Genomic DNA, 24316 nt, shown 5'->3' with positions numbered 1-24316 from the left:
GATGCACATCATCAACGCCCGCCTGCGCAACCAGGACGGCCTGCACGAATTGCACCTCGAAGACGGCCTGATCCACAGCATCGCCCGTCAGACCGAAGCGCCGACCCTCGGCGCGGATGACCTCGATGCCGGCGGCAATCTGGTAGTGCCGCCCTTCGTCGAACCGCACATCCACCTCGACGCTACCCTCACCGCCGGCGAGCCGCGCTGGAACATGAGCGGCACGCTGTTCGAGGGCATCGAATGCTGGGGCGAGCGCAAAGTCACCATCACCGAAGAAGACACCAAGACCCGCGCCAAGAAGACCATTCAGGCCCTGGCCGCCCACGGCATTCAGCACGTGCGCACTCACGTCGACGTCACCGACCCGCAACTCACCGCGCTCAAAGCGATGCTCGAAGTGCGCGAGGAAAGCCGTCACTTGATCGACCTGCAAATCGTCGCGTTCCCGCAGGAAGGCATCGAGTCGTTCCGCAACGGGCGCGAGCTGATGGAAGAGGCGATCCGCATGGGCGCCGATGTGGTCGGCGGCATTCCGCATTTCGAATACACCCGCGATCAGGGCGTCAGCTCGGTGAAGTTTCTGATGGACCTGGCGGAGCGCACCGGCTGCCTGGTCGATGTGCACTGCGACGAGACCGACGATCCGCATTCACGCTTCCTTGAAGTGCTCGCCGAAGAAGCGCGCAGCCGCGACATGGGCGCCCGCGTCACCGCCAGCCACACCACGGCGATGGGTTCATACGACAACGCCTACTGCGCCAAACTGTTCCGCCTGCTCGGCCATTCCGGAATCAGTTTCGTTTCCTGCCCGACCGAAAGCATTCACTTGCAAGGACGCTTCGACAACTTCCCGAAACGCCGGGGCGTGACCCGCGTCAACGAACTGCTCGAAGCCGGCATGAATGTTTGTTTCGGTCAGGACTCGATCGTCGACCCGTGGTACCCGCTGGGTAACGGCAACATCCTGCGCGTGCTTGAAGCCGGTCTGCATATCTGCCACATGCTCGGTTATCGCAACCTGCAAAGCGCGCTGGATCTGGTCACCGACAACAGCGCCCAGGCCATGCACCTGGGCGAACGCTACGGACTGGAACAGGGCCGCCCGGCGAACCTGCTGATTCTCTCAGCGGACAGCGATTACGAAGTGATCCGCAGCCAAGGCCTGCCGCTGTATTCGATTCGCGGCGGCAAGGTGCTGATGAAGCGGCAGATGCCGGTGGTGGAGTTCAATTGAGATTGCGCTGGGGCTGATGGTCTCATCGCTGGCAAGCCAGGCTCCCACAGGTTTTGTGTTGAGCACATGATTGGGCCCTCACGCAAAACCTGTGGGAGCCTGGCTTGCCAGCGATGGCGTCGGCCGAATCAACCCGCCAACCGCGCCGTGCCAAACAATCTGACGCGCAACAACTCCCCTTCCGAAACCTCAAGCAAAACCGGTGCGGTGCCGCCGGGCATGACCACCCGCACTTCCCCCGCCTCGACCCAACCCACCCGCCACGCTGCACACGCTACCGCACTGGCGCTGGTGCCGGAAGACGCCGTTGGACCTTCGCCACGCTCGAATACCCGCGCAGCGATTTTCTGCGGCGACGCCAGCGCGGCCCATTGCAGATTGACGCCCGCCGGGCACGGATTGCCGGCACCGGTGGGCATGGCATAGGCAATTGCCGTCAGCCGTTCGTTCAGGGGCGATTCACCCATCTGTTCGTTGCTCGGCAAAGCGCTTGCATCGCTGAGCAGCGTTACACAGTGCGGATTGCCGATACGGACGAATTGGCTGTGGGTCCAAGCGGGATCGAGCTGTGCCAGGGGCTGGACATGGCTGACGTCGCGATTGTTGAACTGCTGAACGGCCTGCGCCCCCACAGCCTCCGGGCCAAATGTGGGCTGGCCGAGGTCGAGCCAGAAACCGCGCACGCCCTCGACTTCGGCCGGTTTTACCGAGGTTTCCAGCGCTTCGCCCTTGTCATGATGCACGCACAGCATGGCGCCCTGCTCCGGCAGCAAGCCTTGCTCGGTCAATGCCTGAGAAAAAATCGTCAGGCCGTTGCCACTGCGTTCGGCGAGGCTGCCGTCGGTGTTGACGATCAGCACATCGAACGGCGCCGCTGTCTGGAATGGGCCGATCAGCAGGCCATCGCTGCGGTGAGGTTTGCTGTTGGCCGGGCGTTGGCCTTCGGGCCAGTGGCAGCACAAAGCGATGGCGGCCTCGCTCCATTGCTGCCCAGAGGCGGCGCACTCGGTGGCGCTTGTCGGCAAAGCGATTCCGGCCTCGCGCAAGGCTTGGGGTGAGACCACGGCGTAGATATTGCCGCGTGCGTCGTAGAAGCTCGTCATTGCCAACCGTTTACCTTCGTATGGATGAACGCCACTCTAATGATTAATACACACCCTGTGGGAGCGGGCTCGCTCGCGAAGGCGGTGTGCCAGTCAAAAATTCCTGGCCTGACATACCGCCTTCGCGAGCAAGCCCGCTCCCACAGGGTAGGATGTCCACCGGTATGCCCCGAAAGGCCTGAGATCGAACCTCAACGTCGTCAGAATGTCACTCGGGATGCCGTTGTTTTTTTGCCAAGGATCGATATGACCAGCCTCACCCCCCAAGACACCTTCGTCCCCGGACGTCTGCAACAGATGTCCACCCGCGTCGCTTTTTTCATCGCCGGCCTCGGCATTGCCGCGTGGGCACCGCTGGTGCCATATGCCAAGGCCCGGGCCGGGCTGGATGAGGGCACGCTGGGGTTATTGCTGTTGTGCCTGGGCGTCGGCTCGATTCTGGCGATGCCGCTGGCGGGGATTCTCGCCACGCGCTTCGGCTGCCGACGCGTGGCCACCGGCGGTACCTTTCTGATCTGCGCGGCGCTGCCGTTGTTGGCGACGGTGTCGTCGATCCCGGCGCTGATCGCCACGCTGTTCATGTTCGGTGCCGGCCTCGGCACGGTGGATTCGACGGTGAACCTGCAAGCAGTGATCGTCGAGCGCGCCAGCGGCAAGCACATGATGTCGGGGTTCCACGGTTTGTTCAGTCTCGGCGGCATCGTCGGCGCGGCGGGCGTCAGCGCCCTGCTCGGCCTCGGCCTGACGCCGCTGGCGGCGATGCTGGTGGTGGTCGTGGTGCTGATCGGCGCCTTGCTCAAATGCGTGCCGCACATGTTGCCCTACGGCAGCGAAAGCTCCGGCCCGGCGTTCGCCATTCCCCATGGCATCGTGCTGTTTATCGGCGGCATGTGCTTCATCGTGTTCCTCACCGAAGGCGCCGCGCTGGACTGGAGCGCAGTGTTCCTCGCGCAGGAACGCGGGATCGACACGGCATACGCGGGCCTGGGCTACGCAGCGTTTGCCCTGACCATGACCGTGGGCCGCCTGCTCGGTGACCGCATCGTGCGCAAGCTGGGTGCGACGCGAATCATTCTGTTCGGTGGGCTGTTAGCGGCGGCGGGGTTGTTTCTCGCCACCTTCGCACCGAGCTGGCAAGCGGCGCTGCTCGGGTATGCGCTGGTCGGCGCCGGTTGCTCGAACATCGTGCCGGTGCTGTACACGGCGGTGGGCAAGCAAACGGTGATGCCGGAAAGCATCGCGGTGCCGGCGATTACCACCCTCGGTTATGCCGGTATTCTCGCCGGGCCAGCGGTGATCGGTTTTGTCGCGCATGCCAGCAGTCTGAGCTTTGCCTTTGGATTGATGGCGGTTTTGCTGGTGGCTGTGGCGATCGGTGGGAAGACATTGAAGGTCTGAACATCAGTGCGACACCTGTCAGGTTTGACAGTAGACAAGCCTGAGCCTCATGAATCATGTTGATTTCTCCCCTCCACCGGAAAGGAAATCCACCGTGAATATGAGAATGGGATGTGCCGTTGCAGTCATTGCTCTTCTCCAGGGATGTCTCTCTGTCAGTCGATACGACTGGGGCGAAGGCACAGTCAACTTTGCTCCCGCTCAGCGACTGGCCAATGCAAACGGGCAATATGCGCATTGGCAAGCCATTGGCCGCGTCGAAGTTGAAGGCGGCATGACCTGCTCCGGCACACTCATTGATACCCGCGGACCGGGTACGCTGTCGCACCCGGCCTATGTACTGACCTCTGGGCACTGCACACACCCGGAGGTCGGCAACAACGAGATCGTCGTCAATGAACCTGCGAAGGGTCGGGTGACATTCAATTATTTTTTCGACACTCAACCGCAAAATCGCTCTTATGCTGTGAATCGGATTGCCTGGAGCACGCTGCGGGGTCAAGACATCTCTATCATTGAACTTGCTCCGTCTCTGGAACAACTGGTCAGAGACGGTATCGAGCCTTTGAAACTGGCAGATGAGCCACTGGCCACCGAAGAAAACATTCTCATCACGGGCGCGCCCATCGACGGTTTCATTCAGCGAATGGCATGCAGACAAGAACACCCGGCGTCTGTCATCGAAGGTCCATGGCGATGGATCGGCCAATCGAGCAACCGCTGCCTGGGTGTCGTCAGTGGGTTATCCGGCTCGCCGGTGCTTGCGCGCTATACCAATGAAATCGTGGGTGTGCTGGGCACTACAACCCACGGAAGTGGGCGCAATCGTTGTAAAGAAGGCGCTCCCTGCGAAGTCGTTGCCGGACAGGTCGACAAGCGTATAGATACCAACTATGCCTCGACGACCCAGGGCCTGGGCGCTTGTTTCACCAAAGGACAATTTGACCCGCGCCCGGGTGAGTGCCCCCTGGGAGCGGCATGGTCTTTTCCAAGAGCATCGCAAGATAGCGATTACATCAAGGTCGAGCGTGACGAGCACGGACAGATATTGCCATGGCAGTGGGTGCAAAACTTCTCAGTGAGCGCCCCGTTCTATCGCTATCGCTATACGCGCACTCTGGATGAATGTCAGTCACTTGCAGGGTACAGCCAAATACAAACCGCTCGACCTGATTCGGAAAATGAGTTGAGTCATGAACTCAAAGAAGGTGCGGGACTGTATTTTTTTTGCCTGATCGGTCAACAGCGGCCTACGGACGCGCCAAAACAGTCGGAAGGGAAGACCGCCAGCGTCTATTGGCGGTGGTTGCTGGAAGCGCCAGCGCCATTGGCGCCGACCTATAAAGTTGAGTGGGTGAATGGCGATGACTACGATATCAGGGTTTTTCCGGCTCTACCGGATCTGGATCCTTTTCGGTTTCAGTACAAGTCTGGTCAGCCGGAGCATATCGATTGCCATGACGAGCGTGGATTCCAACGTGTGTCTGGCTCCACAGGCGTGTTCCATGTCTCCCTCGCAAATGGCCGGCAGAGCATCTGCCTCAAAGGTGCAGATCTGGTGGGCAATCCCGGCCCGGTTATCAATTTCCTGATACCTCAATAGCTGAGAACGGCTATTGCTGAACCCCTGCGCACCAGTCCAGCAATAGCCGAAGGCTTAGAAACCGACGCTCGCCTGCACAAAGAACGTGCGCGGCGCGCCGACATACATCCCCGAGTTGTTGTCGCTGGAACGGGTGAAGTACTGCTTGTCGAAGACGTTCTTCACCCCGGCACCGAGCTTGAGGTTCGACACCTGCGGGCCGAAGTCATAGCCGCCGCGCACGTTCCAGGTCACGTAACCCGGGATGTCGCCGTACTGCCCGTCCGCCGTGCCTTCGGTGATGTAATTGCCATTGAAGCTGCCATCCGCATTCACACCAGTGCCCGGCGAGCGCTGTTTCGATTGGGCGAAGCCGTCGATGTTGTATGTCCAGCGATTGATGTCGTAACGCAAACCGACCGTGGCCACCTGCCGAGAATAGAACGGCAGATCGCGGCCCTTGAAGCCGGGGATCTCGCCTTCATAAGTGGCGCGGGTGTAGGTGAAACCGGCGTTGGCGGTCAGGCCATCGAGGCGCGGGTCGAGGGCCGCCATGTCGTAATGCACCGACGCTTCGATGCCCTGGTGCTTGGTCGCGCCGAGGTTGGTCCAGCCGACGTCATTGCTGATGTATTGCAGCTCGTCATCGAAGTCGATGTAGAACAGCGTCACCTCTCCGCCCCAGACATCATCGTTGTAGCGCGTGCCGATCTCGTAGGTCTTGGCCTTTTCCGGCTCCAGCCCGTTGGCAGTGCTGTCACCGGAACCGCCCTGACCGAGCTGGAAATATTGCAGGCTGCCGAACGAAGTCTCGTAATTGGCAAACAGCTTCCACGCATCGGACAGGTGATACATCACGCTCAGCGCCGGCAGCGGTTCGTTGCTTTCGATGCTGCGGTTTTTCTCCTGGACCGGCCGGCCGGCGGTGTCGAGTACGGCGCGGTCGTGCCAGTCGGTGCTGATGTGTTCGAAACGAATGCCCGGGGTGATGGTCCAGTTGCCGACGTCGATCTTGTTGTCGACATACACCGAGTTGGCCTCGGTGCCACCGGTGCGATCCTGGAATACATGGCCGTCGGAAGTCGGCGTGACCACCGGCTGATTGTTGACCAGCGCCAGACGACTCGATTCTTCGTGCATGGCCTCTTTCAGATAGCGATAACCGACGCTGACTTCCTGGGTGGTCGGGCCGACATCGAACACCCGCGACACGCGCGGCTCGATGCCGAGGGTGTAGTAGGAACGCGGGTACGAGCTGAGGGTGCGCTGATCGCGCGCGGCGATGGTGCTGCCGCGAAAGCTGTCGGTGTAATAGGTGAGGATTTCCGCCTGAGTGCGCTCGTCGATCTGGCGAATCCACTTGAACGACACATCCTTGCGCCGGCCTGTGAACTGGTCGTAGTCACGCACCGACTCGTACGGCTTGTCGTCGTACTGGCGCTGGGTCAGACCGCCGGGCATGTCGGCGCTGGCGTCGTAGTAGTGGAAATTAAGACTGAAATCGTCCTGATCGGTCGGTGCCCAATGGGTCTTGAGCAGCACGTCGTCGATGTCGTTGCCGTTGTTGCGCTCGCGATAGCCGTGACCGTTGACACCCGAGTACAACAGCGCGACGCCCATGCCGTTGTCGGCGGTGCCACCGAGGAACGCGGTGTCGATGTGTTTCCAGCCACCGTACTGCGTGGTCTCCAGCGTTGTGCCGATTTCACCGGTGGGTTTTTCCGGGATCGCCCGGGTCACGAAGTTGATCACGCCGCCAACGTTCTGCGGCCCGTAGCGCACGGAACCGGCGCCACGCACGACGTCGATGCTGTCGAGATTGCCCGACGAAATCGGCGCCATCGACAGTTGCGGCTGACCGTATGGGGCGAACGCCGCTGGCACGCCATCGATCAAAACAGTCGAGCGTGGCGACAGGCGCGACGTCAGACCGCGCACGCCCACGTTAAGGGAAATATCACTGCCGCCGGTGCCGTTGGAATCCTGCACCTGCACGCCCGGCACGCGCTTGAGCAAGTCGCTGACGTTCATCGCGCCCTGCTCGACCATCGCTTCGCGGCGAATCACCGTGCGCGCGCCCGGGTGGTTTTGCACCACCGCCGCGTCAGCGTCACCGAGCCAGTCGCCGACCACTTTGATATCGGTCACGCCGAGCTCCAGTGGGCCGTTGCTGGCTGCGGAAGTCGCGGCGGGGGCGAGCGTCACCGAGCCTTCGTTGATCTGATAATCGAGGCCGCTGCCCTGCAACAGCTGACTCAAGGCCTGTTCCGGCGAGAGGTCGCCATCGACCGCAGGCGCCTGTTTGCCGGCCACCAGCTCGGGGCTGAAAAACACCTGCAGCGAGGTTTGCTGGCCCAGTTCGCTCAAGGCCTGGCCCAGCGGTTGCGCGCGGATATGAATGGCTTCAGCGGCAAACGCCGACGGCATCGCTGCGCTGACCGCCAGCGCGAGAGCCAATGGCAGCCAAGGGAATTTTTTATTGTGGTGGGTGGTGATGTTCACGTCGTACGGAGTCCTGTGGATCGCAAGAGTGTGCGGCTGTTAATGCAAACCAGTTGCAGTTGAACAGGAAGACGATGAACGGGGAAAAAACCTGAATGCTATCTGGAAATTATTTCCTGACTGCCGTCGGCAAGGGTGCGCACGGCCACCGGCAGGATGTTCGGCAAGGCTTTGAGCAAGGCGTCGGTGTCATCGGATTTGAACACGCTGGTCAGGCGCAGGCTGGCCACGCCCGGTTGTGAAACGATCAACGGCTTATCCCGATAACGCGACACTTCAGCCGCCACTTCGCCGAGGCTGGCGTTGTTGAACACCAGTTTGCCGTTGCGCCACGCAGTCAGCTGCGCCGGGTTGACCGCGTAGGCCGGCAGGACTTTGCCTTGCGCATCGACCGACGTGCCGAGACCTGCGGTGAGGTTGATGAATTCGTGGTCCGGCGCAGCACTTGCCTGTACTTTCACCGTGCCCTGCTCCACCGCCACGCGGGTGTGCGTGGCATCGCGGCGCACATCGAAACGCGTGCCGGTGACCGTGACCTTGCCGCTGCCGGCCTCGACAATAAACGGACGCGAGGCGTCGTGTGCAACGCTGAACATCGCCTCGCCGGCGCTCAATTCGATGACACGTCGATCCTGCTCGTAGCGCACCTGCAAGCGGCTGCGACTGTTCAGATCGATCACCGAGCCATCGGGTAACGCCACATGTCTGCGCTCGCCCAGCGCCGTAACGAACTCGGCGCGGTAGCCACTCGGATTATTCAGTCCACTGAACAGGCCAAGCCCCAGCGCCACGGCCAGAACACCCGCGGCCACGGCATAACGCAGCAATGGCCGGCGCTCGCGGCGAGTTGGCGGTGTTTCAGCAAGCGCTTTGAGGCGCGAAGTCGGCAGCAGATCAGCCGCCGTCCACAGGCCTTGCAGCAATTGGAATTCTTTGCGGTGTTGCGGATGCTCGTTCAGCCAGGCGTCGAAGCGCCGCCGTTGCTCGACGCTGACATTCGGTTCCTGCAAACGCACGAACCAGGCCGCCGCCTCGTCACGCACCGCCGTTTTCCCACAGGCGCAATCACCCGTTTCCATCATGGAATGTCCTGTCCGACTGAGAATGAAAAGGCGCGAGCGCTCATGATTGAAATCCATCCAGCCGCTCACGCAGATGACGCAGGGTGCGGATCATATACTTTTCGACCATATTCTTGGACAGCCCCAGGCGTTCGGCGATTTCTGCCTGCGTCAGCCCTTCGATCTTCTGCCAGACGAAGATCTTGCGACAGTTGAGCGGTAATTCGCTGAGCGCGCGTTCGATGGAATCGGCCAGCTGGATCGCGTGCATGTAATGCTCCGGATCGCCCGCCGACGACGCACTGTCATCGACCGCTTCCCACTCCATGGTGCCGCGCCGGTCCTCACGCCGATAACCATCGACGGCGATATTGCGCGCCGTCTGGTGCAGATAAGCGCGCGGCTGCTGCACCGCCGCCGAATCCGCCTCGAGCACCCGCACAAAGGTGTCGTGCGCCAGATCCTCGGCCTGCGCGCGATTGCGCAGGCGCCGAGTCCAGGTGCCGATCAACTCTTCGTAATGCTCGAAAAAGCCGGATCTGCGGGAGCGCATGGAGATGGGCGACGTGGTGAGGAAAGGGCGTGAATAGTAATTGTTATTATTAAGTTGAAGCAACGGGTTCCGGTGCCATTGATCTCCCAATTCCACCGGTACCCTCAGTCGAGAACGCTTACGTTACCGCGACGACTGTCTCCCGGATACGGTCAGCGGATGCCTCCAGCATCTGTTCGTCAAGAGCGATCATCACTACTCCGTTATGGGTCGCTACAACCATGCGGGCCATTGCGGTGAAGCAGATCCCGCGGATCGGTGAATGGATATTGATTTGAAACAGGGCATTCAATTCGCCGTCCCAGAATCGGACAACACCGTCCTCACCCCCTGATGCCAAGAGTGGCGATGGTCTGGCATCGCAGAATGCCAAGACTTGAATGCGCCCATTGAGGTGAGTGCCCGACTGGCAGGCCAGACGTACGCCGCTTGGGTAATGCCACAATGCAATTCGACCTGAATCGGTGCCGGCAGCGATCAACTCGCCATCCGCGCTTTGCGCCAGAGAAAGTACTGCAGATATGCTGCTACCCGGAATGCGCCAAGTATCAAAAAGCGAAAGCCTGGGCTTTTCAGAGGGTGGAACCGGATGCTGCGCAACCATGATCTGCGAATACTTGCTGGCGAATACAATTCGTGCTCCAGCATCACCGGCATGACAAACAAGACTCATGATGGGCTTGTCTTCTTCGCCGTAGCTGAGCTGATAGTTCCACTTGGCTCCAAACTCATTGCGAAGCGTATTGATTTCCAGTTTTGAACGCAGGCTCCAGATGCGCACGGCGCTCACGTTGGCTTCACTCACCGAAGCCACGACCATCGGTTCGTCGTCGATCCAGGCGACTTGCACCTGTGTCACATCATCGCCTGCCTGAATCACCGCCGAGATGTCTGGTTGACCTCCTGCCGGGACCAGCCAGATAACTCCCCGGATGGCGACGACCAGCAGCAGTTTTCCTTCATCTACATAACCGGTTATGGCATGGATTCGTTGATTCGGGATGATTTCACACGTCCAAGTCAGGTTGCCGCTCATCTCATCGATCGCTACGACCTCTCCCGCAGCGGTGCCAAAATAAATCGTGTTGGCAGCGTCGGAGTCCATGAACATGCATTTGACGTGGCCTGGAAAAAACTGTCGTTCCTGTAGCGCGCGCGTCTGCGATCGCGCGTCCTTCAAGCTCCACATATTGACTGAGCCCGCATTGCTGCTCAGGTAGAAATGACTTGTGTCCAGGTTGAAGCAGTCGGTACGGAATTGCTCCGTCCAGTAGCCATCGGTACGCGTGACCGATGTCGAGGTCGAAGAGATTTCGACAGGATTGGTGACTTCAATGATCTGGTTTTCAATTGCCCCGTCTTCAGCCAGCAGATAAAGAATAGGTGATGCCTGCGACTCGCCCAGCCAGGCCACTCTTTTATCCTCTGGAGCGCAATAGACAGGAATCATTTCTTCCGACAGGACTTGCCAAATTCGAGGCGCCCGGAAAAAGTCATTGGTTACCGCATACGTAGCGCCACCCACCGTGCGCAGGCGGATTGATGAAATACATTCGCTTTCGATCGTGGCAGGTATCTGCCACAGAAACTCCAGATCGAGCGTCCACATTTTCAGGGTTCTGGCACATCGCGCACCATCAAAGAAACTATCGCCCGCTGACAGAATTCGAAGGCCGTCGAACGCAAGAACAACCGCGACATCCAGAATCCGGGCGCGCGAAGCAGCGACTCTGAGATGAAGCAGGCCGAGGTCAGTCAAATCCCAGACCCGGAGGTCACTTTCCAGCTCAGCTCTGTCATCCAGGCGGGTACGCGCAAGCTTTCGCTCGTGAGCACTCACACACAGAAAACGATCGCCTTCCCGGCACACCGTCAACGCAGTGATGCGACCGTCCTGCTCAACGAAAGGGACATGAATATCGCGTTTGCTTCGAAGATTCGTTGTCGCCAGCCAACCCTCACCTCCGCTCGCAACCAATACTTCACCGCCTGGCGTTGCGATGATTGCCAAGTGTGAAACGAAGCTACCCACCATGGGCTGCCAAGCCGCCAACTGCCTGCCATTGTCGAGTTGAAAGACTTCAACCAATCCATCCTCGCGCCCGACCAGTGCCACCGAAGTACCGTCGCCCCACTGACCGAGACTCAATGCGGTCACTCGTGAATCTCGCGAAACCAGCACGGTATTGCCTTCAGGCGGATTCCAGGTCGCCCAGACTGGCATCCAGTGAAAATGCCCATCGTCTGGCAAGGGCACTGATTTATCAATGCCGCTCTGCTGGGATGCCAGTGACAGGTAGGATCGGCGCTCTGCTTCGGGTAACTCCCGCAAAGCCCCAAAGACTCGCAAATAGGCCTGAACCATCGGCTGAGCGATGGACGACTGAGGGTTGAGATAACGGCGCAAAATAGCCGGATCGCTGACCACCAAAAATGCCGGATCGTCGAGGAGTGCCTGCAACATGCCCGCCTTGACTGCGAAGCTTGCGGCATGACGCTTCAGGTAAGGATGCGCACGCAGCCAGTCGTGACGCCCCTCGGTATTTGCAGGTACACACGCCAGCAATGCTTCCCACAAGTGGCGTGACAGGGCCGGGGCCTGGCCATCACTCTCGAGCAGATGCTCTGCCAACTGCTCATGGTAAAGCCGATAAACCGAACGATCGCCTTCCATGGACTCCACGATGAAGGGCGCAGCATACTTGCGCACGGCAATGATATTCGCGTCGGTGATCGTCTGACCGCTCAAGGCGCTAGCAACTGAACGCCATATATCGGCCCACGGCAATCCCTCACCTTCGGCGAACGCCAAAGCCAGCAAAACCGCGCGGGCGGTGGCGATATCCAGCCCCTCTTTCTCCTCTTCCAGGGGAGCCAGATACTGATTGAATGCGTCCGTCAACTCGGTTGATAGATGATCCATCCAGCCAGGGCGGCTGGTGTCGACCATTTTGCCCATCTTGAACAGCCTGAGTGCGACGGTATGTGCCACCAGAAATACGTTCTTCGCACGCTGCGCCACAGCCTCGGCCACCTTTCGAGCGATTTCCGGATGCTTGCGATAAGGCGTGAAGCATCGGGGCTCTTCGCTGGCCAATAGCCGTCGCTCGACGTACAACGCAACCTCGCCGGGCTCTGTATTCAGCGAATGCTCCAGATTGACTTCCACAGTATCTGGCCCAAGCCCCTCGAAACGTTGTTGCAATGAAGTCGCGTCGGGCCGCGTACCCACTAACAGGAAGACATGCTTGAATGTCGCCAATGGCAACAACAGCTGCTGCAAAATAGTCTGGCTGTCGGCAGCTTCGTCAAGAGCATCAATGACAATCACCGTTTTTCTGCCGCGTTTTTCCAGTGATTCAAGCATCGATGGCAGATCACGATCCGACAGACCCAGCTTGTTCGCGATCTCGTTCAATACCTCGCTCAACAGTTTGTGCCGGGCATGTATGGCGACATCGACAATGCCTTCAGGTAGTACGTCAGCAGCGTCGAATGAAGATCCATCAACCGCGAGTACCTGATCGCGAAAACGCGGCTCAGACAACGAAACGATGCGCCCCAACAATGCTGATTTCCCTGTCCCCGGGCCACCGGTAACTACCAGTGCACGCCCATGAGTATCGACCTGTGAGAGCCATTCGCCTATTTGTCGCAGCGCGCGATGACGGCCAGTGAAATAGCTCCCGCCCCACCCACCTTCGAGCCCTCCGGATTTGGGTAACCAGTGTTCATCAAACACTCGCTGCCTGGCCAGATCCAGGCCTGGGTCAATATAGGGGCGGTATTGGGGATTGGGGAACAACAGGCAACGACCTTTCAGATTCGCTCCCGCCAATTGCGCTTCCTGCTTGGGAAAGCGTTCAGCGAGATATTCTCTGATCGCCTCCATGACTTCGTCCATGGCCAGGTAGCGCTGAGTAGCACCACCGAACTGGCAGTCGGGATTGGCCAACGCTTTGGCCAACGCCTTGCTCAAGGCCCCCTCATCCGCCTCATCTCGCGATCGTGTGGCCGCGATGACGTAGGCCGGATTCAATGAGGGCCGCTGCCTGGTCAGATCGGCCGCCATTCTGAGAAAATCGCCCGCTCCCGTGCCGGCGTAACAGACATCAAGGATCAAAAGAACCTGCGATGCTCTGGCCTTGATCAGAATCTCTGCCAGATCGACGACTTTTACCGCCAGCGCTGGGTGATCCTCAGCCGCCTGCTTTGACCCTCGGGACAATAGATAGAGTTGGTTGTCACTTTCACCATGCCCCGTGTAATAGAGCACCAGCAAATCGTTTTCAGTGCAGTCTGCACAAGCGTCGAAAATCAGATCCTGCAGTTCCCGGGGATCCAGATCAAGTTGTGCCGGTACGACCTCATAGTTCAATGCACCGAAGGCCGACTTGATTGTTTCAACCTCGTCCGGAACCTGCGAAAGCGTCGCATGGTTATCAAATTCACCGGTGCCAGTGGCAAGCAGACGACGTCGGTAAATATCAGATAGCGGCTGCAATGGCATCTCCCGCCTCCCGGGTCGTGAGGTAACGGTTCGCATCGTGGACTTTCATGCCATTGGCAACGCTCACATCAACTATCCGCGGCATGAACAAGGGCTCGAGTTTTTTCGTCAGGGCCACTACATCACCGCTGTCTGAAATATTGGTCCAGTGCTGCACATTGCCTGGCCACGCACCAAGCTCGCGTTGCGGTGCGGGTTGCAGGGCATCGAAAATCAGATTGCGGATGCCCAGTGGCGAACCCATTGTAATGAAGTGCCGGACGGGCCACTGGGGGTTAGCGCACAACGCCTCGTAGGCAACCACTGAGCCCAAGGAATGGGCGACGATCACCCGCGTATCGTCATCCACCCACTTTTCGACGCTGGCACGAGCGGCCTGACGGATTGAATCGTCATGGAAGTACCGATGGACCTGCTTCAAATCACTGATCATCATTTTTTCCAGCTGACCGGAAAAAAATTTTGATCGTGTCAACGCGTTGAGACCTCGCTGGACGAACGTCACCAGACCTGCTTTTGTGATCTCGTCAGGTGCGCGAACCGCGGGATCGATTCTGGCCGCCTCTTCCCACCATGCCTTGAGCAGTTGCGCCTCCCAGACATCGACATCCTGCGCGCCAAAGGGCGGTATGGCACCCTTACCCTTTGGGCGAAACAAGTCCCCATAGAAGGCACATTTGAAGGTCACTTCGTCAGGTAACTCTCGTCCGGCACGTGCGAGACCATCCTTGAGCGCCGGCAGCCATTGGTCGCTTAACGTATTTTCACCGCCAAACTGATGCCCGATGCCGTGCACACCAATAATCGTTGCCATTGTTCACCCCTTGTCTTTTTACGCTCAGCACTCAAAGTCCTGAAGCCATCCATGGAAACCCGAACGCGACTAGTGGCAGTTGGGCATTAACGACATCTTACTGGCTTTACTCGCGCGCGGTCACCGGCGCTGATATTTTTCTCGTCCAACCGATTGCAATGCAAAACGCCTGCTACAGCGCTTACCTTTCTTGAACAATTGCCTTGACCGGTTTTACCGTCAACAGCAAGGCGACGGTGCTGCAGGCTATGAGGCTTTCACCGAGAGCCTGAAACCAACCAGCAAGCATCAGCCCTGCGCCTATCAGCAAGTAATACATCAAACCCAGCAACGCACCGGCCGTCCCCAGCCGATCGGCGTAATCCACCAGCGCCAGGCCGAGAACGTTGGGGATGGCCATGCCGAATGCCAGCACGATCAACAGCATCGGCAACACGAACGCGGCGCTGTCCTGCAACAGCCAGACGCCAATGCCACCGGCCAGTCCGCACACCGCTGCAAGCCGGATCAATTGCATTGCCGCATACCCGGCCTGCAACAGACGCTTGTTGAACCACGCACCAAAACCCGACCCCAGCGCAAGCAACGCGCCGCTGTAGCCGAACCAACTCTCGCTCAAGCCCAGACGCTGAAACATGAACGGCGCAAGACTGTAGTAACTGAACAGCGCAACGTTGAAGGAAGCGATCCATAGCGCCGAGCGCCAGATTCCCAAGTCGCGCAGCATGCGCCAGAGAGTTTCGACAAGACTGATATCGGGCGTCTGTCGAGGGCGGGATTCCACCAGACCTAACAAACTCCACAGCCACAGCAGACCTGCGAGCACTAACAGCGCGCCCAGCACCCCGCGATAACCGAACACCTGAACCAGACTGGCACCGCTGAACAAACCAATCGCCGGGCTCGCCGCCAGCGCGATGCCGACCAGTGAGAAGACCTGCGCCAGTTCGGCACCCTTGAAGCGATCACGCAATACGGTTTGCGTAACCACCGAAGCCACCGCCGCGCCGAACGCCGCCACGCCCTGCACCAACAGCAAGCCGTTGAAACTGCTGACCCGCAGGCCGACCAACATCGCCCCTGCATAAAGCGCCAATCCGGCCAACATGACCGGACGCCTCCCGAAGCGATCACACGCGCGGCCCCACACCACTACGCCAAATGCGAACGCGAGAAAATACACTGACAGCGTCTGCGCTGCCGCTTGCGGGCCGACAGCGAAAGCTCGACCGATATCACCCAAGGCCGGGCTGTACAGCGTCTGCGCGATTTGCGGAAACATCAACAGCGCAATCGCCAGCGCCAGCAAACTCCGTTTGTTCATCTCAATGACTCCTCTACGACAGCAGAGAAGTTTAAAAACCTGCGCTTGGCGTATTATCCAGATCACGCCAACTTATCATTGGAATCGGACAAACCCATGGCCTGGCTCGATGCCCATTCGACGTTTGACGCAGACAGTTTTGCCGCTCCGGTCATCGGCCTCGCCTCGACCCTGGCTGACCACGACTCAGGCATGCACCTTCATCAGCGCGGGCAATTGCTGTACACGCGGCGAGGCTGCATACGGATTACCCTGGCGCAACAGTTGTGCCTGTTGCCGCCGTCGCGGGCAGCATGGATTCCGGCCGGGGTCAGGCATCGTGCGGTGATGCAGCAGAGTGTCGATTACCGCTCGATCTACTTGATTGCCAATCTGTGTGATGAGCTGCCGCAACAGGTTTGCGTCATCGAAGTCAGCCCTTTGCTGCGTGCGGTGCTCGAGCCTATGGCTACGGCAGCTTTCGACACTGACTGGCAAACAGGCAAATTCGCTCACCTGCTCGGGCTGTGCCTGAGTGAAATCAATGACGCAGTGCAGCAACCGATGCTGCTGCCATTGCCACAAGACAAACGCTTGACTCCACTACTGGCGATGCCCGAACGCCTGCCCCCTGCACTGCATGTGCTGGAACAACAGACCGGCGCCAGCAGCCGCACCATCGGCCGGATCTTCCAGCGCGAGACCGGCATGAGTTATCAGCAATGGCGTCAGCAGTGGCGGTTGATGCGCGCCATCGAACTGCTCGTCACCGGAAGAAGACTGGGTTACTGCGCCTTCGAGCTGGGCTTTGCCAGCGACAGCGCGTTTATCGCCTTCTTCAAATCCATCACCGGCAGCACGCCCGGCCAATGGTCAGGTAAGCAACTGACGATTGACCAAAGAAATAATTTGCCACCAAATATTACTCGCGTCATATTACGACTGTAATAACGCCTCGTTTCCTCAGGTACAGACGCCATGACCAGCATGCCCTCCCCCGATCCCGTTCCGGTCAAGACCAGACCTGCGCTGCGCAAACTCCTGTTGATCGCGGGCGCCCCGTTGCTCGCACTGATCCTGGGCGGCTTGTACGCCATGCATTGGTGGGGCACCGGGCGCTTTCTCGTGGAGACTGACGATGCCTACATCGGAGGCAACGTTACGGTGATCGGACCGAAAGTGGCCGGTTACATCGACGAGGTGCTGGTCAGCGACAACCAGTCGGTAAGGGCCGGCGATGTGTTGATCCGTCTCGATGCGCGCGACTACCGCGCCAATCTCGCCAAGGCCGAAGGCGCGGTGGCCGCCGAAGAAGCGTTGCTGGCCAACCTCGACGCCACCGAACAACTGCAGCACGCCGTGATCGGTCAGGCCCGAGCCGGCATTGATGCGGCAAGCGCGGAGACGGCACGCTCACGGGACGACAACACACGCTACAAGCGGCTGGTGAGCAGCAATGCGGTGTCGGTGGAAAGTGCGCAGCGTGCCGACGCCACTTTCAAAACCGCCCAAGCCCTCAGCGCCCGCGCCCAGGCCGAACTGCTCGCCGCGCAACGGCAACTGGCGGTGATCGAAACCCAGAAACAACAGGCCCGCGCTGCCCTTCAGCAAGCCCGCGCCGAACGCGATCTGGCCCAGTTGAACCTCGGCTACACCGAACTGCGTGCGCCGGTCGACGGGGTGATCGGCAATCGCCGCGCCAGGGTCGGCGCCTATGCCCAGGCCGGTTCTCAGCAACTGTCGGTGGTGCCGGCCAGCGGTCTGTGGGTCGATGCCAATTTCAAGGAAGATCAACTGGCGCGGATGAAACCCGGGCAACGGGTGCGCATCCGCGCCGACGTGCTGACAGGCCAGGAATTCCACGGCCATCTCGATAGCCTCGCCCCCGCCACGGGCTCGCTGTTCAGCGTGTTGCCGCCGGAAAACGCCACCGGCAACTTCACCAAAATCGTCCAGCGCGTGCCGGTAAGAATTGTCCTGGACCCTGCCGACGGTGTGCTCGGCCATTTACGCCCCGGCCTGTCGGTGACCGCTGAAGTCGACACCCGCGCCGAGCCTGAAACCGCCGCCATAGCCGTTGCGCCATGAGCACCCGCCTCGCCGCTCCTGCGCAACCCTTCAACGCAGCGGACATGAGCACGGCGACCAAAGTGTTCGCCTTCGCGACGATGTGCATCGGCATGTTCATCGCCCTGCTGGATATCCAGATTGTTTCGGCGTCGCTGCGCGATATCGGCGGTGGCTTGTCCGCCGGTACCGACGAAACCGCGTGGGTGCAGACCAGCTACCTGATCGCCGAAATCATTGTGATTCCGTTGTCGGGATGGCTATCGCGGGTGTTTTCCACGCGCTGGCTGTTCTGCGCATCGGCGGTCGGTTTTACCCTCGCCAGTCTGCTTTGCGGCCTGGCCTGGAATATCCAGAGCATGATTGCCTTTCGCGCGCTGCAAGGCTTTCTCGGCGGCTCGATGATTCCGCTGGTGTTCACCACTGCGTTCTTTTTCTTCACGGGCAAGCAACGGGTGATTGCCGCCGCGACCATCGGCGCGGTGGCTTCGCTGGCGCCCACGCTGGGACCAGTGATCGGCGGCTGGATCACTGACCTTTCGTCGTGGCACTGGCTGTTCTACATCAACCTGGTGCCGGGGATTTTCGTCGCGGTAGCGGTGCCGATGCTGGTCAAGATCGATCAGCCGGAACTGTCGCTGCTCAAGGGCGCGGATTACCTGAGCATGGTGTTTCTCGCGCTGTTTCTCGGCTGTCTGGAATACACCCTCGAAGAAGGTCCGCGCTGGAACTGGTTCAGTGACCAGACAATCCTCACTACCGCGTGGATCAGCGGACTCGCCGGGTTGGCCTTCATCGGTCGCACGCTGCACGTGGCCAATCCGATCGTCGATCTGCGTGCGTTGAAGGATCGCAATTTCGCCCTCGGCTGCTTCTTTTCCTTCGTCACCGGCATTGGCCTGTTCGCAACGATTTACCTGACGCCGCTGTTTCTCGGGCGCGTGCGCGGCTACAGCGCGCTGGACATTGGCATGGCGGTTTTCTCCACCGGAGTGTTCCAGATCCTGGCGATTCCGCTGTATGCCTTTCTGGCCAATCGCGTTGATCTGCGCTGGATCATGATGCTCGGCCTCGGCCTGTTTGCCTTGTCGATGTGGGAGTTCAGCCCGATCACTCACGACTGGGGCGCCGGAGAGTTGATGCTGCCGCAAGCGTTGCGCGGAATCGCCCAGCAACTGGCCGTGCCACCGGCGGTGACGCTGACTTTGGGGGGACTGGCACCGGCGCGGCTCAAGCACGCGTCAGGGTTATTCAACTTGATGCGCAACCTCGGTGGTGCGATTGGCATCGCTGCCTGCGCGACGATTCTCAATGACCGCACCAACCTGCATTTCACCCGGTTGGCCGAGCATCTGAACAGCAGCAATGAAGCGATGAATCAGTGGCTGTCGCAGGTCGGCGGCAACTTCGCCAACCTCGGCCAGAGCGGCGATGTCGGCGTCACCGCCAGCCTCCGGCAGCTGTGGCTGGTGACGTATCGCGAGGCGCAGACGCAGACTTATGGCGATACGTTTTTGATGATCATGGTCTGCTTCATCATCGCCACGGCGATGGTGCCCTTGATGCGCAAGGTGCAGCCACCGGCGGCGCCGAGTTCACAAGCACATTGAAGATTCCCTTGTAGGAGTGAGCCTGCTCGCGATAGCGGTCTGTCAGATAGCAAACATGGTGACTGACCTACCGCTATCGCGAGCAGGCTCACTCCTACAGGGGATGTGCGTGGGACTTAAGCCTGGGGCAGTTTGCGGAAGCCCACCGCCAGGCGATTCCAGCCGTTGATGGTGTTGATCGCCACGGTCAGGTCAACCAGTTCCTTGGGCGAAAACTGCGCAGCGACTACCTCGTAATCTTCGTCGGGCGCGTGGGTCAGGCTCAGTTGCGTCAGCGACTCGGTCCACAGCAGTGCCGCACGTTCGCGCTCGCTGAAGAACGGCGCTTCCCGCCATGCTGTCACGGCGAACAGGCGACGCGGGGTTTCGCCGTCCTTGATCGCGTCGGCGGTGTGCATGTCGATGCAGAATGCGCAGCCGTTGATCTGTGAAGAGCGCAGCTTGACCAGTTCGATCAGGCTCTTTTCCAGCGGCAGTTTCGAGACGGCATTTTCCAGCGCCATCATCGCCTTCATGGCATCAGGGGAAGCGGTGTAGAAATCGGCACGAGGTTGCATGGTGGACTCCGGGGTAGCGATTGAATGTGTGGCTACGTTAGTCCCCGGGGGTGGTTCGGCAAATAGCCAATATTGCAGAAGAACGGTAGGCCACTTGGCGCGGCGATTGACCGCTCGTCACTCGACTGGCACCAAGGCTTGGGCGTGCGAGACCAATATCAGGTAATCCCCTTTATCAGGAGACGTACCATGATGACGCGCAAATTCACTTCGTTATTGTTGGCCGGTCTGCTCGCTACGGCATCCGCCGCCAGCTTCGCTGCCAATGACAGCACCGATGCGACGGGCACCAAGTCCGGCGGCGCCAGCAGCTCGACCATGCCGCCAGACAACACCCCGGGCTCGCCATCGGGTGGCAGCGGTTCTGGCGGAACCAATAACGGCACCGGCACTGGTTCGGGCATGGGCACCGGCACGGGCACGGGCACGGGCACGGGCACCAATGGCGGCGCCAGCGGTTCGGGTTCCGGCGCGGGTGGTGGCACCGGTTCGGCCGGCGGCGGTACAGGTGGCGCGGGCGGTGGCACGGGCGGCTGAACGAACAAGAGCCATCCCAGATAGTCTTGAGTCCGTCACGGACCAATGTGGGAGCGAGCCTGCTCGCGAAAGCGGTGTATCAGTCAAAAAACAGGGTGACTGACATGCCCTCTTCGCGAGCAGGCTCGCTCCCACTTCTGATTTATGTTGATTGAAAGAATCAGCGATCCGACCGCATCAGTTCGGCAAAACCTTCTTCCGACGCATACACCGCCGCGCGATTGCGCCCGGCATTTTTCGCCTGATACAACGCCGCGTCCGCGCGCTGGATAAACACCTGCGGGCTGTCGTTGCCGTGCGGAATAAACGCATAACAGCCCAGGCTCACGGTGAGATAGCCGGTCGGCGAGCCACTGTGGATGATGTGCTTGTCGATCACGCTGCGCCGAATCTGCCCGGCAATCGCCAGCGCACCGTTGATGTCGGTGTCCGGCAACAGCACGGCGAATTCCTCACCGCCGTAACGCACCGCCAGATCCGACTTGCGCTGGCAGCAGGTCTTCACCACTTGCGCCACTTGTGCGAGACACTGATCGCCGGCGACATGACCATACGCGTCGTTGTAGCGCTTGAAGAAATCGATATCGAGCATGATCAGGCTGACCGGGCTGACCTGGCGCGCGCCACGGGCAAATTCGATATCCAGCGAACGCTCGAACAAGCGTCGATTGGCCAGCCCGGTGAGGCTGTCGTGGGTGGCGATCTGTTCCAGCGCCAGCTGAGCCCTGCGTAGATTTTTCTCGATACGCTCGCCGTCGCGCACCTGATGAATGAATACCCAGCCGAACAGACCAATGCCCAAAACAACCAGCGCGACGATCACGCTGGACTGAAATGCGCGGTCGTGCCAGCCCCGCAAAATCGTGTCTTGCGAAGTCGCGGCAGAGACCACCAGCGGATATGAGGCAAGCTGCCGATAGCCATACAATCGTGTCACGCCATCGACCACGGAATTGAGCATCGCCGTGCCCGCGTTAGCGTTGGGCAGCAGGGTTTGATAGATCTCGCCGTGGGCCACCGAGCTATTGATCAGCGCTTCGTCAAAGGGGCGTCGGGCCAACAAGGTGCCGTCGGTCAGCGCCAGAAACATGATGCCGCTGTCATCAAGGCTGAAGCTTTTGAAGAACTGATCGAAGTACGACATGCGGATGCCAGCCATCAGCACGCCCTGAAAGTTGCCGAGCTGGTCGTTGACGCGTCTGGAAATCGGAATGATCCACTCGCCGTTTTCGCGGCTGCGAATCGCCTGGCCGATGTGCGCAACCGTCGAAGCATTCTGCTGATGGAACTTGAAATATTCGCGATCGGCCACGCCATTGCCACGGGGTAGATTGGGGAACGACGTAATGACCCACTGCCCTTCGCGATCGAAAAGAAAGATGCCGTGCAACTGATCCAGTTGCTGCGCGCGGCGGGCAAAGATCCGCTGCAACCGAGGTCGCTGCGCCGTCCCGTAACCATCGTCCTGAATCCAGTCGACGAGGCTGGTCATCACCAGGTCCGCCGCCCGCACAGTGTCCTCGGCCTGCTGCGCCATGGCCCGGGTCAGGTTGCCCGAAGCCATCTTCGCCACCGCCAGATCCTGACGCCGTGACTGCTCCAGTTGCAGGTACAGCAGACCGCACAGGCACAGGCTCACCGCAACGATAAACAGCACCGCCGCTTTGCGCAGTGGCAGGCGCTTGAGCGTGCCGGGGGCCTGATGCGGATCGTGAATGGAGAGTGGCAAAAGCATGTCCTGGGCAGGTACGGCAGGGGCGCGAGCCCGAAACCCTTGTGTTCGTGAGCGTAGCCCACCGGGATGCACGGGGCAAACGCCCGCTTCCCGCCCAGTTATCGGCGCGTCGCGAGTTTGGATGATCGCTTTTCATCGATTTATTTACGATTGCTTCTTTATCGCTAATCAGTTGTGCAGGGCCAGGCGCCGCATCGCACTGGTGAGATGCGCGCGGGCACTTCGTGCATCGCCTTCACGCATTTGTTCATAGGTGCGCTGCGCAATCGCATGGGGCACCGGTTTCAATTCGCGCTGAGTGGCCATCGCCAGCAGTTGCACCTGCGCGGCGCGCTCCAGGTAATACAGATCGTCCCAGGCTTCGGCAATGGTCGGCGCCGCGACAATCACACCATGGTTTTTCAGAAAGAGAATGTCGGCGTCGCCCATGACGCTGGCGATGCGGTCGCCTTCGGATGCGTCCAACGCAAGGCCGTTGTAATCCTCGTCCACCGCTGTGCGCCCGTAAAACTTCAGCGCGCTCTGCCCCAGCCACACCAGCGGCGGGCCTTGCAACAGGCACAACGCCGTGGCGTGGGGCATGTGCGTATGGAACGCAACTTTTACCCGTGGCAGTTGTTTGTGCAGGCGCGCGTGGATGTAGAACGCAGTTGCTTCGGGCTCGCCATCGCCAGCGACCACATTGCCGGCGAAGTCACAGACCAGCAGATTCTGCGCGGTCACTTCCGAAAAAGCGTAGCCGTATGGATTGACCAGAAACAGATCATTATGCCCCGGCAGCATCGCCGAAAAGTGATTGCAGATGCCCTCCTCCAGACCATGCAATGCGGCCAGTTGAAAGCACGCAGCAAGTTCGTTGCGGGCGGTGATGATCGCCTCGGTTTCCAGGTGCAGCGTTGCGCTGGGTCTGGCTTTGCCAGTGCCGCTCAAGATATGAGCCATGGCAATTCTCCTTAGGTCCAGCCGAGGGATTTGAGCAGCGGCAGCACTTGATCGAGGCTGGGCAGGATCGCGTCGGGGCGATAGTCCGGCAACAACTGACGACCCGTGCCGCGATCGATCCACACGCAACGAAAGCCCATGTCGCGCGCCGCTGTGTGATCGAGCATCGGGCTGGCGCAGATGTGCACCACCTCATCGCGGGTGACGCCCAATTGCTCATGAGCGTAGTCGAACAGCCGTGGCGCCGGTTTGTAGGCACCGGCCTGTTGCGCGGTGATTACACGGTCGATATGGCCACCGAGTTGCGCGACGTTGCCGGCAATGATGTCGTCGTCGGTGTTTGAGACGATGCACAGCTTGAAGCCCATGGCTTTGAGCTGCGCGAGGGTGTCGACCACTTCGGCAAAGGGCGGCATGTTCGGGATCGCGGCCGGCAGGCGTTGACTGTCCTCGGGCTGGCTCGGCAAGCCCAATTCTTCCAGCGCCAGTTGCAGGCCGAGCGTGCTCAGTTCACGAAAGGAACGGTGCGGCGGCGTTTGCTCGAGACGATGCTCGTGACGGTCGTAGACTTCGATCAACTTATCGGCGTCCACTGCGTGCTGGCGCTTGTCGCTGAGCATTTTCTTGACCACGGCTTTCAGTCCTTCATCCCACTGAATGAGGGTGCCGTAGCAATCGAAGGTCAGCCAGTGCGGGTGCGGCGTGTTGTGTAAGGTCATCGGTCGATTCCTCCAGAGTAAGGACTTCAGCTTATGAGCGTGCGGTGATAGTGTGAAATTAAATAAACACGCGATCGTCATTCGCA

General features: G+C 59.9%; 18 protein-coding genes. 7 read left to right on the top strand and 11 right to left on the bottom strand.

The window, feature by feature from the left end:
* Nucleotide 1 precedes the first annotated feature (1 nt).
* Nucleotides 2-1237: a cytosine deaminase gene (gene codA, locus ACMYUN_RS24285; protein ID WP_415761993.1), complete on the top strand. Its 1236-nt coding sequence runs from the start codon at nucleotides 2-4 to the stop codon at nucleotides 1235-1237.
* A 128-nt stretch (nucleotides 1238-1365) separates the two neighbouring features.
* Here the strand turns inward: codA and ACMYUN_RS24280 are convergent, their stop codons facing one another.
* Nucleotides 1366-2340, bottom strand: a complete 975-nt coding sequence (locus ACMYUN_RS24280; protein ID WP_415761992.1) for a diaminopimelate epimerase — start codon at nucleotides 2338-2340, stop codon at nucleotides 1366-1368.
* Between the two features lie 246 nt (nucleotides 2341-2586).
* On the opposite strand from ACMYUN_RS24280, the gene ACMYUN_RS24275 reads away from it, so the two are divergent.
* Together ACMYUN_RS24275 and ACMYUN_RS24270 are read left to right on the top strand one after the other, a co-directional pair.
* Nucleotides 2587-3738, top strand: coding sequence for an MFS transporter (locus tag ACMYUN_RS24275; protein WP_415761991.1), 1152 nt, complete (start codon nucleotides 2587-2589; stop codon nucleotides 3736-3738).
* Between the two features lie 100 nt (nucleotides 3739-3838).
* Nucleotides 3839-5341 (top strand): trypsin-like serine peptidase, encoded by a 1503-nt coding sequence (locus ACMYUN_RS24270; protein WP_415764000.1) that lies wholly within the window; start codon nucleotides 3839-3841, stop codon nucleotides 5339-5341.
* A gap of 54 nt (nucleotides 5342-5395) precedes the next feature.
* Here the strand turns inward: ACMYUN_RS24270 and ACMYUN_RS24265 are convergent, their stop codons facing one another.
* The 6 genes from ACMYUN_RS24265 to ACMYUN_RS24240 all read right to left on the bottom strand — a co-directional run bounded on the left by ACMYUN_RS24265 (nucleotide 5396) and on the right by ACMYUN_RS24240 (nucleotide 16084).
* Nucleotides 5396-7822 (bottom strand): TonB-dependent siderophore receptor, encoded by a 2427-nt coding sequence (locus tag ACMYUN_RS24265; protein ID WP_415761990.1) that lies wholly within the window; start codon nucleotides 7820-7822, stop codon nucleotides 5396-5398.
* A gap of 98 nt (nucleotides 7823-7920) precedes the next feature.
* Nucleotides 7921-8904 carry a FecR family protein gene (locus tag ACMYUN_RS24260; RefSeq protein ID WP_415761988.1) on the bottom strand — a complete coding sequence of 328 codons (984 nt, stop codon included), beginning with the start codon at nucleotides 8902-8904 and terminating at the stop codon, nucleotides 7921-7923.
* Between the two features lie 40 nt (nucleotides 8905-8944).
* On the bottom strand, nucleotides 8945-9436 hold the full coding sequence (locus ACMYUN_RS24255) for a sigma-70 family RNA polymerase sigma factor (protein ID WP_039760670.1): 492 nt from the start codon (nucleotides 9434-9436) through the stop codon (nucleotides 8945-8947).
* A gap of 118 nt (nucleotides 9437-9554) precedes the next feature.
* Nucleotides 9555-13946 (bottom strand): AAA family ATPase, encoded by a 4392-nt coding sequence (locus tag ACMYUN_RS24250; RefSeq protein ID WP_415761987.1) that lies wholly within the window; start codon nucleotides 13944-13946, stop codon nucleotides 9555-9557.
* On the bottom strand, nucleotides 13924-14760 hold the full coding sequence (locus tag ACMYUN_RS24245) for a hypothetical protein (RefSeq protein ID WP_415761986.1): 837 nt from the start codon (nucleotides 14758-14760) through the stop codon (nucleotides 13924-13926). Before ACMYUN_RS24245 ends, ACMYUN_RS24250 begins: the two co-directional genes overlap by 23 nt.
* A 181-nt stretch (nucleotides 14761-14941) precedes the next feature.
* Nucleotides 14942-16084, bottom strand: coding sequence for an MFS transporter (locus tag ACMYUN_RS24240; RefSeq protein WP_415761985.1), 1143 nt, complete (start codon nucleotides 16082-16084; stop codon nucleotides 14942-14944).
* A 96-nt stretch (nucleotides 16085-16180) separates the two neighbouring features.
* On the opposite strand from ACMYUN_RS24240, the gene ACMYUN_RS24235 reads away from it, so the two are divergent.
* Genes ACMYUN_RS24235 through ACMYUN_RS24225 form a run of 3 tightly spaced genes read left to right on the top strand, consistent with a single transcriptional unit; the run spans nucleotide 16181 to nucleotide 19740 of the window.
* Nucleotides 16181-17011, top strand: coding sequence for an AraC family transcriptional regulator (locus ACMYUN_RS24235; RefSeq protein ID WP_415761984.1), 831 nt, complete (start codon nucleotides 16181-16183; stop codon nucleotides 17009-17011).
* A gap of 30 nt (nucleotides 17012-17041) precedes the next feature.
* Entirely contained in the window at nucleotides 17042-18151 is a 1110-nt protein-coding gene (locus ACMYUN_RS24230) for an HlyD family secretion protein (protein ID WP_415761983.1), read from the top strand.
* A complete protein-coding gene (locus ACMYUN_RS24225; protein ID WP_415761982.1) occupies nucleotides 18148-19740 on the top strand; it encodes a DHA2 family efflux MFS transporter permease subunit in 1593 nt (530 codons plus the stop codon). Before ACMYUN_RS24230 ends, ACMYUN_RS24225 begins: the two co-directional genes overlap by 4 nt.
* Nucleotides 19741-19856: 116 nt before the next feature.
* Here the strand turns inward: ACMYUN_RS24225 and ACMYUN_RS24220 are convergent, their stop codons facing one another.
* Nucleotides 19857-20297: a carboxymuconolactone decarboxylase family protein gene (locus ACMYUN_RS24220; protein WP_310406561.1), complete on the bottom strand. Its 441-nt coding sequence runs from the start codon at nucleotides 20295-20297 to the stop codon at nucleotides 19857-19859.
* A gap of 189 nt (nucleotides 20298-20486) precedes the next feature.
* On the opposite strand from ACMYUN_RS24220, the gene ACMYUN_RS24215 reads away from it, so the two are divergent.
* Nucleotides 20487-20834 carry a hypothetical protein gene (locus ACMYUN_RS24215; RefSeq protein ID WP_415761981.1) on the top strand — a complete coding sequence of 116 codons (348 nt, stop codon included), beginning with the start codon at nucleotides 20487-20489 and terminating at the stop codon, nucleotides 20832-20834.
* A 160-nt stretch (nucleotides 20835-20994) separates the two neighbouring features.
* Here ACMYUN_RS24215 and ACMYUN_RS24210 read toward each other — a convergent pair whose 3' ends face one another.
* The 3 genes from ACMYUN_RS24210 to ACMYUN_RS24200 all read right to left on the bottom strand — a co-directional run bounded on the left by ACMYUN_RS24210 (nucleotide 20995) and on the right by ACMYUN_RS24200 (nucleotide 24230).
* Nucleotides 20995-22563 (bottom strand): diguanylate cyclase, encoded by a 1569-nt coding sequence (locus ACMYUN_RS24210; protein WP_415761980.1) that lies wholly within the window; start codon nucleotides 22561-22563, stop codon nucleotides 20995-20997.
* A gap of 174 nt (nucleotides 22564-22737) precedes the next feature.
* A complete protein-coding gene (locus ACMYUN_RS24205) occupies nucleotides 22738-23511 on the bottom strand; it encodes an aldolase (RefSeq protein ID WP_415761979.1) in 774 nt (257 codons plus the stop codon).
* Nucleotides 23512-23522: 11 nt separating this feature from the next.
* Complete coding sequence (locus tag ACMYUN_RS24200) at nucleotides 23523-24230, bottom strand: haloacid dehalogenase type II (RefSeq protein ID WP_415761978.1); 708 nt, start codon at nucleotides 24228-24230, stop codon at nucleotides 23523-23525.
* Nucleotides 24231-24316: the final 86 nt, after the last annotated feature.

The sequence above is a fragment of the Pseudomonas sp. CP4 genome, from assembly GCF_047758505.1.
In the GTDB taxonomy this organism is placed as follows: domain Bacteria; phylum Pseudomonadota; class Gammaproteobacteria; order Pseudomonadales; family Pseudomonadaceae; genus Aquipseudomonas; species Aquipseudomonas fluorescens_AO.
This window is presented reverse-complemented; position numbering and strand designations above follow the sequence as displayed.

Coding starts and splice junctions, on each gene's coding strand:
- codA (WP_415761993.1), top strand. CDS start 2: ATGCACATCATCAACGCCCGCCTGCGCAACCAGGACGGCCTGCACGAA.
- ACMYUN_RS24280 (WP_415761992.1), bottom strand. CDS start 2,340: ATGACGAGCTTCTACGACGCACGCGGCAATATCTACGCCGTGGTCTCA.
- ACMYUN_RS24275 (WP_415761991.1), top strand. CDS start 2,587: ATGACCAGCCTCACCCCCCAAGACACCTTCGTCCCCGGACGTCTGCAA.
- ACMYUN_RS24270 (WP_415764000.1), top strand. CDS start 3,839: ATGAGAATGGGATGTGCCGTTGCAGTCATTGCTCTTCTCCAGGGATGT.
- ACMYUN_RS24260 (WP_415761988.1), bottom strand. CDS start 8,904: ATGATGGAAACGGGTGATTGCGCCTGTGGGAAAACGGCGGTGCGTGAC.
- ACMYUN_RS24255 (WP_039760670.1), bottom strand. CDS start 9,436: ATGCGCTCCCGCAGATCCGGCTTTTTCGAGCATTACGAAGAGTTGATC.
- ACMYUN_RS24250 (WP_415761987.1), bottom strand. CDS start 13,946: ATGCCATTGCAGCCGCTATCTGATATTTACCGACGTCGTCTGCTTGCC.
- ACMYUN_RS24245 (WP_415761986.1), bottom strand. CDS start 14,760: ATGGCAACGATTATTGGTGTGCACGGCATCGGGCATCAGTTTGGCGGT.
- ACMYUN_RS24240 (WP_415761985.1), bottom strand. CDS start 16,084: ATGAACAAACGGAGTTTGCTGGCGCTGGCGATTGCGCTGTTGATGTTT.
- ACMYUN_RS24235 (WP_415761984.1), top strand. CDS start 16,181: ATGGCCTGGCTCGATGCCCATTCGACGTTTGACGCAGACAGTTTTGCC.
- ACMYUN_RS24230 (WP_415761983.1), top strand. CDS start 17,042: ATGACCAGCATGCCCTCCCCCGATCCCGTTCCGGTCAAGACCAGACCT.
- ACMYUN_RS24225 (WP_415761982.1), top strand. CDS start 18,148: ATGAGCACCCGCCTCGCCGCTCCTGCGCAACCCTTCAACGCAGCGGAC.
- ACMYUN_RS24220 (WP_310406561.1), bottom strand. CDS start 20,297: ATGCAACCTCGTGCCGATTTCTACACCGCTTCCCCTGATGCCATGAAG.
- ACMYUN_RS24215 (WP_415761981.1), top strand. CDS start 20,487: ATGATGACGCGCAAATTCACTTCGTTATTGTTGGCCGGTCTGCTCGCT.
- ACMYUN_RS24205 (WP_415761979.1), bottom strand. CDS start 23,511: ATGGCTCATATCTTGAGCGGCACTGGCAAAGCCAGACCCAGCGCAACG.
- ACMYUN_RS24200 (WP_415761978.1), bottom strand. CDS start 24,230: ATGACCTTACACAACACGCCGCACCCGCACTGGCTGACCTTCGATTGC.